Annotated in this window: 5 protein-coding genes, 2 tRNA genes, 2 rRNA genes and 6 pseudogenes (1 of these 15 cut by a window edge); 3 read left to right on the top strand and 12 right to left on the bottom strand. The window is 40.7% G+C overall.

The window, feature by feature from the left end:
• The 5 genes and pseudogenes from IPP77_15950 to IPP77_15970 form a co-directional block, all read right to left on the bottom strand.
• Window positions 1–1,185, bottom strand: a 23S ribosomal RNA gene (locus tag IPP77_15950); it reaches 1,701 nt to the left of the window's first position.
• Between the two features lie 145 nt (window positions 1,186–1,330).
• Window positions 1,331–1,404, bottom strand: a tRNA-Ala gene (locus tag IPP77_15955).
• Between the two features lie 82 nt (window positions 1,405–1,486).
• A tRNA-Ile gene (locus IPP77_15960) sits at window positions 1,487–1,560 on the bottom strand.
• Between the two features lie 103 nt (window positions 1,561–1,663).
• A 16S ribosomal RNA gene (locus IPP77_15965) occupies window positions 1,664–3,175 on the bottom strand.
• The 16S and 23S rRNA genes sit together here with 2 tRNA genes alongside, the layout of an rRNA operon.
• A gap of 551 nt (window positions 3,176–3,726) precedes the next feature.
• Window positions 3,727–4,957: pseudogene (locus tag IPP77_15970) on the bottom strand (ABC transporter permease).
• Window positions 4,958–5,335: 378 nt separating this feature from the next.
• Here IPP77_15970 and IPP77_15975 point away from each other — a divergent pair.
• A pseudogene (locus IPP77_15975) lies at window positions 5,336–6,387 on the top strand (DUF1343 domain-containing protein).
• Window positions 6,388–6,553: 166 nt separating this feature from the next.
• On the opposite strand, the pseudogene IPP77_15980 reads toward IPP77_15975, so the two are convergent.
• A pseudogene (locus IPP77_15980) lies at window positions 6,554–7,048 on the bottom strand (YkgJ family cysteine cluster protein).
• A 220-nt stretch (window positions 7,049–7,268) separates the two neighbouring features.
• On the opposite strand from IPP77_15980, the pseudogene IPP77_15985 reads away from it, so the two are divergent.
• Together IPP77_15985 and IPP77_15990 are read left to right on the top strand one after the other, a co-directional pair.
• A pseudogene (locus IPP77_15985) lies at window positions 7,269–7,882 on the top strand (class I SAM-dependent methyltransferase).
• Between the two features lie 42 nt (window positions 7,883–7,924).
• A pseudogene (locus tag IPP77_15990) lies at window positions 7,925–8,467 on the top strand (putative metal-dependent hydrolase).
• 200 nt (window positions 8,468–8,667) lie between these two features.
• Here IPP77_15990 and IPP77_15995 read toward each other — a convergent pair.
• The 6 genes and pseudogenes from IPP77_15995 to IPP77_16020 all read right to left on the bottom strand — a co-directional run bounded on the left by IPP77_15995 (window position 8,668) and on the right by IPP77_16020 (window position 11,722).
• Window positions 8,668–9,207 carry a hypothetical protein gene (locus IPP77_15995; GenBank protein ID MBL0311090.1) on the bottom strand — a complete coding sequence of 180 codons (540 nt, stop codon included), beginning with the start codon at window positions 9,205–9,207 and terminating at the stop codon, window positions 8,668–8,670.
• Window positions 9,155–9,532 (bottom strand): hypothetical protein, encoded by a 378-nt coding sequence (locus tag IPP77_16000; GenBank protein MBL0311091.1) that lies wholly within the window; start codon window positions 9,530–9,532, stop codon window positions 9,155–9,157. The genes IPP77_15995 and IPP77_16000 overlap by 53 nt, the downstream gene beginning before the upstream one ends.
• Window positions 9,529–9,816, bottom strand: a complete 288-nt coding sequence (locus tag IPP77_16005; GenBank protein MBL0311092.1) for a hypothetical protein — start codon at window positions 9,814–9,816, stop codon at window positions 9,529–9,531. Before IPP77_16005 ends, IPP77_16000 begins: the two co-directional genes overlap by 4 nt.
• A 101-nt stretch (window positions 9,817–9,917) precedes the next feature.
• Window positions 9,918–11,076: pseudogene (locus IPP77_16010) on the bottom strand (aminotransferase class V-fold PLP-dependent enzyme).
• 2 nt (window positions 11,077–11,078) lie between these two features.
• Window positions 11,079–11,471 (bottom strand): energy transducer TonB, encoded by a 393-nt coding sequence (locus IPP77_16015; GenBank protein ID MBL0311093.1) that lies wholly within the window; start codon window positions 11,469–11,471, stop codon window positions 11,079–11,081.
• 20 nt (window positions 11,472–11,491) lie between these two features.
• The gene (locus IPP77_16020; GenBank protein MBL0311094.1) at window positions 11,492–11,722 is read right to left on the bottom strand and encodes an energy transducer TonB; all 231 of its coding nucleotides are present in this window, start codon (window positions 11,720–11,722) and stop codon (window positions 11,492–11,494) included.
• Between the last annotated feature and the right edge of the window lie 55 nt (window positions 11,723–11,777).

Genomic DNA, 11,777 nt, shown 5'->3' on the forward strand with positions numbered 1-11,777 from the left:
GGTAATATGTTTATGCCCGATTATTATCCATGCTCGTCCGCTCGACTAGTGAGCTGTTACGCACTCTTTAAATGAATGGCTGCTTCCAAGCCAACATCCTAGCTGTCTGGGCAGACAAACCTCGTTCTTTCAACTTAACATATATTTGGGGACCTTAGCTGATGGTCTGGGTTCTTTCCCTCTCGGACTTGGACCTTAGCACCCAAGCCCTCACTGCTGGTGAAACATTATATAGCATTCGGAGTTTGTCAGGAATTGGTAGGCGGTGAAGCCCCCGCATCCAATCAGTAGCTCTACCTCTATATAACTTTACGCGCAACGCTGCACCTAAATGCATTTCGGGGAGTACGAGCTATTTCCGAGTTTGATTGGCCTTTCACCCCTACCCACAGGTCATCCGAAGACTTTTCAACGTCAACCGGTTCGGACCTCCACTATGTGTTACCACAGCTTCATCCTGCCCATGGGTAGATCACACGGTTTCGCGTCTAACACTACTGACTAAAGCGCCCTATTCAGACTCGCTTTCGCTACGGATCCGTACTTAAGTACTTATCCTTGCCAGCAACGTTAACTCGTAGGCTCATTATGCAAAAGGCACGCCGTCACCCCACGAAAGGGCTCCGACCGCTTGTAAGCGTATGGTTTCAGGATCTATTTCACTCCGTTATTCACGGTTCTTTTCACCTTTCCCTCACGGTACTGGTTCACTATCGGTCTCTCAGGAGTATTTAGCCTTAGCGGATGGTCCCGCCAAATTCAGACAGGGTTTCACGTGCCCCGCCCTACTCAGGATACCACTATTCATTACACTCGTTACCCATACGGGGCTATCACCCTCTATGGCGTCACTTTCCAGTAACTTCCAGTTCCTTGCGCAAGGAATATCGTGGTCCTACAACCCCAATATTGCCGTAACAACATTGGTTTGGGCTAATCCGCGTTCGCTCGCCACTACTTACGGAATCACTTTTGTTTTCTTCTCCTCCGCCTACTTAGATGTTTCAGTTCAGCGGGTTTGCCCACCTATCGGTGTACTATGTCTTCAACATAGTGGGTTGCCCCATTCGGATATCTACGGATCAATTCGTGTGTGCCAATCCCCGTAGCTTTTCGCAGCTTATCACGTCCTTCTTCGCCTCTGAGAGCCTAGGCATCCCCCATACGCCCTTATTTTGCTTATTGTACTTTTATTTTAGATCATAGATGATAGAACTTTGTTCTTTCTACTTTTAACTATTTTCTTATATCAATATGTCAATGAACTTTCTTAATTTTTAAATATTTTCTTATCTCAATATGTCAATGAACTTTATTCCCGTAGGAATTGTGGAGAATATCGGAGTCGAACCGATGACCTCCTGCGTGCAAGGCAGGCGCTCTAGCCAGCTGAGCTAATCCCCCTTTTTAATTAATTCTGAATTACGAATTGAATTATGAAACTCATAATTCTCACCTCTAAATTTCCTTAAATAAACAAACAAAGTAGTCCCGCCCAGACTCGAACTGGGGACCCCTACATTATCAGTGTAGTACTCTAACCAGCTGAGCTACGAGACTCTGTTTTTGCTTAAAATATAAAACTTCCATTTGTATTATTTGAACTAACAGCGAGAGTAATTAAATCTAAGCTTTGATAACTAATAATTGCGTCTTTCTCTAGAAAGGAGGTGTTCCAGCCGCACCTTCCGGTACGGCTACCTTGTTACGACTTAGCCCTAGTTACCAGTTTTACCCTAGGCAGCTCCTTGCGGTCACCGACTTCAGGCACCCCCAGCTTCCATGGCTTGACGGGCGGTGTGTACAAGGCCCGGGAACGTATTCACCGGATCATGGCTGATATCCGATTACTAGCGATTCCAGCTTCACGGAGTCGAGTTGCAGACTCCGATCCGAACTGAGAACGGTTTTATAGATTCGCGCCTGGTCACCCAGTGGCTGCTCTCTGTACCGTCCATTGTAGCACGTGTGTAGCCCAAGGCGTAAGGGCCGTGATGATTTGACGTCATCCCCACCTTCCTCACAGTTTGCACTGGCAGTCTTGTTAGAGTTCCCGACTTGACTCGCTGGCAACTAACAACAGGGGTTGCGCTCGTTATAGGACTTAACCTGACACCTCACGGCACGAGCTGACGACAACCATGCAGCACCTTGTAAATTGTCTTGCGAAAGATCTGTTTCCAAACCGGTCAATCTACATTTAAGCCTTGGTAAGGTTCCTCGCGTATCATCGAATTAAACCACATGCTCCACCGCTTGTGCGGGCCCCCGTCAATTCCTTTGAGTTTCATTCTTGCGAACGTACTCCCCAGGTGGGATACTTATCACTTTCGCTTAGCCACTGAAGTTGCCCCCAACAGCTAGTATCCATCGTTTACGGCGTGGACTACCAGGGTATCTAATCCTGTTCGCTACCCACGCTTTCGTCCATCAGCGTCAATCCATTAGTAGTAACCTGCCTTCGCAATTGGTATTCCATGTAATCTCTAAGCATTTCACCGCTACACTACATATTCTAGTTACTTCCTAATAATTCAAGTCTAGCAGTATCAATGGCCGTTCCATCGTTGAGCGATGGGCTTTCACCACTGACTTATTAAACCGCCTACGGACCCTTTAAACCCAATGATTCCGGATAACGCTTGGATCCTCCGTATTACCGCGGCTGCTGGCACGGAGTTAGCCGATCCTTATTCTTACAGTACCGTCAAGCTCCCTCACGAGGGAGTGTTTCTTCCTGTACAAAAGCAGTTTACAATCCATAGGACCGTCTTCCTGCACGCGGCATGGCTGGATCAGGCTTGCGCCCATTGTCCAATATTCCTCACTGCTGCCTCCCGTAGGAGTCTGGTCCGTGTCTCAGTACCAGTGTGGGGGATCTCCCTCTCAGGACCCCTACCCATCGTCGCCTTGGTAAGCCGTTACCTTACCAACTAGCTAATGGGACGCATGCTCATCTTTTACCGTTGGAACTTTAATTATCAAATGATGCCATTCGATAATACCATGAGGTATTAATCCAAATTTCTCTGGGCTATCCCTCTGTAAAAGGTAGATTGCATACGCGTTACGCACCCGTGCGCCGGTCTCTAGTATTGCTACTATACCCCTCGACTTGCATGTGTTAGGCCTGCCGCTAGCGTTCATCCTGAGCCAGGATCAAACTCTTCATCGTATATTGTCGCTGTTTAACTCAGCATTTTTTATCGACGAATTTCTAAGCTTAATTCAAATCTTTCGACTCTCTTACTCTCTTTTTTCTGTTTTAGAATCTCTTCTAAAACGGCTGTCAATTCAATATGTCTAGGAACGTGTTCTTCTTTTTTCTATCGCCTTCATTCTCAAAGCGGGTGCAAAAGTAATTATTCTTTTCTTCTAAACAAGCCTTTTGTAAAATAAATTTTAATTTTATTTTCTCAAACCTCGTTATCAGTAATTTATATGAACATCCCTCTTTCGCGGGGTGCAAAGATAAGCACTTATCTAACTTTTATCCAAAAATTTCCTAACCTTTTTTTACTTTGTTTATAACTTGTTGGGATTGCGTTTGTTGCCTTAATTTTGCTCCACCGAGCCGGACGTAGGGCAAGACGCAAAGGCTATAAAAAATCTGTCTTTGAAATCAAGGGCCATAGCCCCGATAGCAGGGGAAAATCCTTTGCTTTTTCCTTTTAAAAGCAAAAGATTGTACGGATAGCGGGAAATACCGAAAAGGAAACTGAAAGATTAATCGAAACGAATAGCTTTGACAGGGGAAATTTTGGTAATAATATAGGATGGAATCAATAAAACCAAAAGGCAAATGATTATTGTTCCAATATTGAGCGCCACGATATACATCCAATTGAGGTAGACTGGCGCTTCGTTGACGTAATAATTTTCGGGGTTGAGTTGAATGATTCCGAAATATTTTTGGATGAGCAGCAATCCGATTCCAATAAGATTTCCCCAAAATAATCCTCTTGTCATTAGGTAAAACGCGTTATATAAGAATATTTTCGATCGTCCAATTGTTGGCGCCCAATGCTTTGAGGATTCCGATCATTTGGGTTCTTTCGAGGATGAGCACCAATAAAGCGACGACCATATTAATGGTAGCGACTGCAATCATAACGATAAGAATAACAATAATATTGAAATCGAAAAGTTGCAGCCACTCGAATATATAATAGTACTTTTCGGCAATGGTTTGGGTGTCGAGTGTGGAGTTGGTTTGCTCGTAGACTTCTTCTCCTTTGGTTTTAATTTGCGTGAAATCATCGACAAAAACTTCAAAGGCACCGACTTGATCTGGCTGCCATTTATTGATGCGCTGAACATGTCGAATATCACCTATAATATAAGAAGCATCAAATTCTTGAATGCCAGAATTATATATTCCAACGACTTTAAAAACCCGCAAATTCGGTAGTTGATTGTTACCTTCTTTCATGAAAAAGGTATTGAACGTGGTGCCTAATTTTAGATTGAGTCGATTGGCTAAATATTGGGAAATTAAGATTTCATTGTTTAATTGGTGTGCCATCGGGGATTCTTCCTGAAATAATATATTCTCGAATGTTTTTCCATTGGTAATCTTTGCCGACACCTTTTAAAAATAATTCCTTCAAAAGCAGTTTCGGTTCTGATAATCCCGCTTTGCTGGCAACTGCTTGAATATGATTGATTCCTTCGACCGCTTTAAATTGGGGATAAAAATCTTGATGCGTTGAAATGGGCGTTACACTAACTTGCGATTGGTTGTCATCGAAGCTGGAAATGATAATATGTCCGTTGAAAGCCGAAACTTTTTCACGAATTTTTCCTGTAAACCAATTCCCGTCGCAACAGAAACAATCATCATAATCATTCCAATTGCTATAGCCGCAATTGCAATTTTTATAATTGGTGCAGAAATACTACTTTTACGCCCTTTAGCCGTAATGAGTCTTTTGGCTATAAAATATTCTAGATTCAATTTGGTTTTGCTGTGGATTTAAGGTTTCAAAAAATACAGTTTTAGAACGATTTTAGGATTAATTTATTTAGGATTTATGATTAATGATATCGGATATCGGTTCCACCCAACTGTTTTAGCATCAAAAAAAAGATACGGCTTGCTTTTGCTAATTTCCATTGTATTTGTTTCGTGTAAAACTGCGAAGCCTGTCAATTATTCTGCTCCACAAGCAACGATGGTGAAAAGCAAAGTCAAATCGGTAAAGTTTATGACTGGCGCCGAAAATATGGCGAGTTATTTCTCTTTATTAAAAAAAAGAAAGTAGGCATCTTAACCAACCAATCTGGACTAGTTTCCTATGATTATGGCTATTCGATTACAGACACAGTGAAGCATATGCAACAAACTGGAATCAAAACGGCTACCATGCATATCGTTGATTATATTGTAAGAACACTAAAATCGATTTGATCAAAATTTATGCGCCGGAGCACGGTTTTCGCGGTACTGCTGACGCTGGAGAATTGATTGTTGATGGAAAAGACACCAAAACTGGTTTGCCGATTATTTCCCTTTATGGCAATCAAAAAAGCCATCGGCAGAGCAACTACAAGGTATTGAAGTATTACTTTTTGATCTTCAAGATGTTGGCGCTCGTTTTTTATACCTACATTTCTTCCCTGCATTATGTGATGGAAGCCTGCGCAGAAAATAATATTGAACTCATTGTTTTAGACAGACCTAATCCCAACGGCAACATTGTAGACGGGCCAATTCTCGAGAAGGAATACAGCAGTTTTGTTGGGATGCACCCGATTCCTGTAATGCACGGCATGACGATTGGCGAATATGCCTTGATGATTAATGGCGAGAAATGGCTGAAAGACAGCATTCAATGTAAATTGAAAATTGTGCCTTGCGAAAATTACCGACGTGAAATGTCCTATAGCCTACCGGTAAAACCTTCCCCAAATTTACCCAACGACCAAGCGATTAATTTATATGCTAGTTTGTGCTTTTTTGAAGGTACAAATGTTAGCATTGGACGAGGCACGAACAAACAATTTCAAATTTATGGTTCACCATACCTGACGACAAATCATTACAGTTTTACGCCAGCTCCCAATGAAGGCGCTAAAGATCCTCCGTGGAATGGCACCATTTGTTGTGGTGAAGATTTGACCCAAGTGCCAAAAGTGAATCACCTAGAATTGAAATGGCTGATCAAAGCTTATAAAGAAACCGAAGAACCGTCTAAGTTTTTTAATTCTTATTTCACCAAATTAGCGGGAACAAAAGTGCTGCAGCAGCAAATTGAAGGAGGTCTGTCGGAAGAGGAAATTCGCGTCACGTGGAAAACAGGCATTGAAAAATTTAAGGAAATGAGAAGAAAGTATTTGATCTATCCTGATAGCTTTTTTGTTCGCCAACGAGACCAATTGATTTGAATTATTTGCCTTTTGAAGGTTGGTTTTTTTAGGAGCTTTTTCCAGCTATCCACTTTATCTTTTGCGTCGAACGCCGCCGCAAAAGGATGCCGTTACTATCTGGGCTAGGGCATAGATTAGACGATGTAATCTTACGGTCTTATAATCTTATAGTCTAAAAATCCATTTAAGGCAATCGCTTCTTCATTGCTTCTACAATGTTGAAAACTGCGGGACAAATCGCTACATTTTTCAAAGTCAAATCGGTAATTTGCTGGAACTTTTTTCTGTCCGTATGCGGAAATTCTCGACAGGCTTTAGGCCGAACTTCATAAATCATACAGTAATTTTCCGCGTCTAGAAAAGTGCATGGAACACTTTGCAATACGTAATCTTGGTCTTCATCGATACGCAAATACTGCGCTATAAATTGTTGTGGTTTTTGTCGCAAGTGTTTGAGATCCGTTCGATATCTGCTGACGTAAAAAGCGGTCCAGTGGTTTTGCAGCAGTTGGCACAAGTCAAACAATCTGTTTTTTGAATTCGGCATCGTGCAGTTCTTGCATGACATAATCTAAATTCTTTGGGGTTTTCTTTTTAGCTTGTCAAAATACTTTTTGCTTTCGAGATGCGTATCTTTGGCTAGTTTTTCGATGTCGTTTAATGACGGTTTTAGACTCATAATTTGGATGATTACGACAAATATAATCAACTTTAACTACTAACCAAGAACCAATCTGTTCTGGCAAGAACACAACAAAACTAAACCAGATAAACTGTTCCTAAACCACCTAAACTCCTAGAAATGAAAGACCTTTTTCGGAAAAGCCATCCTCGATTTTCAAACTAACAACGCTCCAGAAGACTTGATTACAGAAACTTCCATTTCGGAAGCGGATGAAATGAGCGTGGCGTATTTGTTTCGTTCCTATGAAGAAATGCCTGCCATGGAACAAACCGCATTGCGATTGTCCAAAGGAAAAGTTTTGGACGTAGGTTGTGGAGCTGGAAGCCATAGTTTGTATTTACAGGATGAAAAACGACTCGACGTTACTGCGATTGATATTTCACCAAACGCCATTGAAGCCTGCCAACTTCGAGGCATTGCAAGGCTCGAGTGCAAAATGTGATGACCATTGAAAATGAAAAATTCGATACGATTTTGCTAATGATGAATGGCGCTGGCATGTGTGGGCGACTTAAGAAGCTTGGGGCATTTCTTTCTAAATTAAAGACATTATTAAATGAAAACGGGCAAATCTTGGTGGATAGTTCCGACATCATTTATATGTTTGACGACGATGAAGATGGCGGCAAATGGATACCTTCCGACAATGAATATTATGGAGAATTGGTTTTCAACATTACCTATAAAGGCGAAAAAGAAATTCCATTTGATTGGATGTACGTTGATTATAATACACTTCAAAATGCTGCAATTGCCAATGGGCTGCAGTGTGAATTGGTTTTAGAAGGAGAACATTTTGACTTTTTAGCGCGGCTTTTCATTGATTAGAAGAATGGGATTAGAGGAAAGAGACAAGAAAGAAAACAATTTATGGAAAAATTTGATTTAGAAAAATTACGATTCCCAATTGGGGCATTTTGCGCACCATCAAAGTATGACGACAAAATCATTGTCGAACAAATTGAAGCAATTGCAAGTTTTGCCTCTAGGTTGAAAAATGAAGTTTCGCATTTATCGGATGTACAATTGGACACCGTATATCGACCCGAAGGCTGGACAATTCGACAAGTTGTTCACCATTGCGCAGACAGCCATATGAATTGTTTGATTCGAATTAAGTTGATGCTTACAGAAGAGACGCCAACTATTAAACCATACAAAAAGAGCTATGGTCTGAACGAACGATAACCGAACAATGCCTATCGCACGTCACTTGTTTTGTTAGAGGGATTGCACTTTAGATTGCAGTGGATGCTTTCGAACTTAACTGCTAGCGATTTTGAGAGACGGTATATTCATCCGCAATACGGAAAAGAATTCCCTCTATATGAAGTAGTAGCACTTTATGCTTGGCATGGCGACCATCATTTGGCACATATTGTTTCTTTAAAGAAAAGGCAAGGTTGGCAATAAATATAGCTCGCAAGGCGCAGAGACGCAAAGCTATTGCTAGTTAAAAAAAATCCCGAGAGCAGTTCACTTTCGGGATTCTTTATGATGATTTAAAAAACTACTATTTCTTGATCAACTTATCTGATTTCAAGAATTGTCCTTGATTGTAGATTCTTAAATAATACGTTCCTGAGGTAAATCCTTCTATATTAATCACATTATTAGCTAATGATAATTTGTGTTTTTACCAACTGTCCCATCGTGTTAAAGATTTCAACTTCGTCTATTTCGACTTGTGGAGAGGTAATCATAAAATATTTTGAAACGGGATTTGGGTAGACCGCAATGGCTCTTATCGCTTCCACTTCATTCAATCCTAAAACCGAACAACCGTTAGAGGTTAACAAGCTCAATCTCGGTCCTGCCAATGTATTTTGCATAATTGTTTTTTGCCCTGCGGTGAAGAAAGCCATACACGCATCATCTACATAATCCATAAAATTCATAAACATCGCACCATTTGCAGAATTTCTGCAGGTATTTGCATTGCTATGAAAATTAGGACAGTTATAATGTGGATTGTCGGTTGCAGGCGTGTCAGTCACTCCATCATTATTGGCGCTAGACCCGCAACTACTACCATCATCTCCCCATGGATGCTCTAGTCCGAAATAGTGTCCGATTTCATGCGTACCTGTTCTACCTTTATTAAATGGTGCACTCGCAGTACCAGTTGTACAAAAAACTGATCTCCAATACACAAACCATCAAATGCCTGTCCAGCGGCAGAAGGAAGATAAGCAAAAAACCCAACAGTGTATTATCTGAAAAACGTCCAAACCAGATATTTAAATATTTAGTTGGATCCCAAGCCAACTCACCAGCAGCCAAATAATAACTGTCCTCAAAAACAAAACTAGAACCTACTGATTTTCTTGTAATCCCGGTAGTTGCAGCACCTGCTGGTGTTCGAGTTGCTTTACAAAACGCGATTTCCACATCGGCTCCCAAAGGTCTAAAAGCAGCTGGAACTACAGAATTGAAATCTGCATTTAGTTTTCGATAATCGTTATTTAAAACCGTCAATTGAGAATTGATTTGGCATCACTTATATTTTGAGTGGCATTTTTATATAACACGTGGAAAACGACTGGAATAGTTACCACAACAGCGGGAGAATTCGTTCCGCGAAGAAAGTTGGCTTGTTCGTTATTTGGGTTTTGGATATACTCCATCACATCCTGATGATGCTCAGAAAAGCCCGGAACATTATTTTTAAGTTCATTTAGTTTTGTATTCGTCGAACAGGTTCTCTGCGAGAAAACAGCAACAGAACACAGAAGAATCAAAAGAGTAAGGATTTTTTTCATGATTGGTCGTATAATTAGGATACAATAATACAAACAATATTTTGAAAATTAATTTAAAAGCATCTTAATTTTAACCAGTTGAATGTAAACTATTTGCGCCTTTATTTCAACAAATCGTTGTTCATCTTTATTGATGATAATGCGTCAAATAAGGTATCCAAGTCCGCAGGATTGTTATATGCGTTTAATGAAATTCTAATAAAAGTCCCGTGGTCAATCTTCATGATAGGAATTTCAATTTTATATTCGCTATATAATATTTCTTTCAGACCAACTGGATTATTGGTGTTGATTGGAATACTACACATTTGTCCAAGGAATTCTGAAGAGATTGGACAAATCGGTTGGGTTCCTAGCAGCGTACAAAATCGCTCGTAATTTTCTAGAATCAACTGTTTGGAGATTGCGATTGTTCTTTCCAATTGTGGTCGGTTAGGAACTGAATTGCCGCTGGCGCTGTTAGAAAAGCCGAAATATCTCTTGTGCCTTGATGCTGATGATAGTCTAGAAATCTACTATTCGAAGGATTTTCGCTTTGATAACCCCAGCCCACGATTAACGGATCTATTTCTTTTTGACGTTCTCTTTTTACGTATAAAAACGAACAGCCTTTTGGTGCCAACATCCATTTGTGGAGCGTTCCTGTATAAAAATCTGGATCTAATTCCGTTAGGTTTAAGTTGATGTGGCCCGGTGCATGCGCACCATCTATAATCGTAATCAAACCCAATGCCTTCGCCTTTTGAATAATCTCTTTTACTGGAAAAATTAAAGCAGTTGCACTAGAGATTTGATTGAGGAATACGATTTTTGTTTTGGAGGTGTAGCCGCTCCAAAATTCTTCAAGTAGACTTTCTTTGGATTGAACTGGATTGAAATATTTTGTCGAATGTATTTGGCATTGGACTTCTCGCAGTAGAAATTCCACGCTCTGTCCATCGCGCCATATTCATGATTTGTGGTGAGAATTTTCGTCACCGGGCTGCAAACCATGCTGCGCATAATCGTATTAATAGCAATTGTCGGATTTGCCGTAAAGAAAAATCATCTGGCGCTGCAACCAACATAATTTGCTAATGCGTCTTTGGCAGATTGAAGATACTTGGGTGCTTTTTTTTGTATAAACTGCACCGGTTCCCATTCTAATTCTTTTGCCAATATTGATAATTCTCGAGTATTGGTTTTGGACAAGCACCAAAGGAGCCATGATTGAGAAAGGTGATTTCTGGGATTGAGAAGAAATTGCGATTTTAGGTTCATTTCTAATTGGTGCTAATTGGAATGGGTAAGTAATATTTTACACGCACAACTTTGCCCTCTTTTCGTCCTGGAATCCATTTGGGTGAAAGCTGCATCACGCGTTCGGCTTCTGCTCCAGTGCCGAAACCGATATCTCTTGTCGTGTAGATGTCGGTGAGCGTTCCATCTATTTCAACGATGAAGGATACGAATACTTTGCCGATGAGTTCGGGAACCTCTGGCTTTTTGAAGTTTTGTTTGATAAAGTCGTAAAGCGCATCGTCCCCTGCATAAAACATGGGCGGGATATCGGCGTCTTTCATTTCGACGATAGGTTCATCACTTACCGTTGGCTCTTGCGCAAGAAGTAATTGCAATGAAAAACAAACAAATAATATTGAGAGTGAAATTTTCATAGCGACTGAATTTAAACTATTTACTTTAAAACCATGGGGAACTTGATGTCAATACTAATTGGTTTTCCGCCTCTTTTTGCTGGAATCCATTTTGGACATTTGTTGAGCACTCTGATAAATTCGACACCAGAATCAACATCGATCATTTCGACCAGTTTGATGTTTTTGAGAGATCCATCAGTATCAATGGTAAACGAGGCGATCATTCGACCTGTTTTTTTTACTTTAGAATATTTGAATTGCTCGTGCACAAAATCACTAAATTTTCGATTCCACCACTGCTGAATTGTGCTTCTACACGATCTC

It is taken from the genome of Bacteroidota bacterium (assembly GCA_016722375.1).
Lineage (GTDB): Bacteria > Bacteroidota > Bacteroidia > Chitinophagales > LD1 > Bog-950.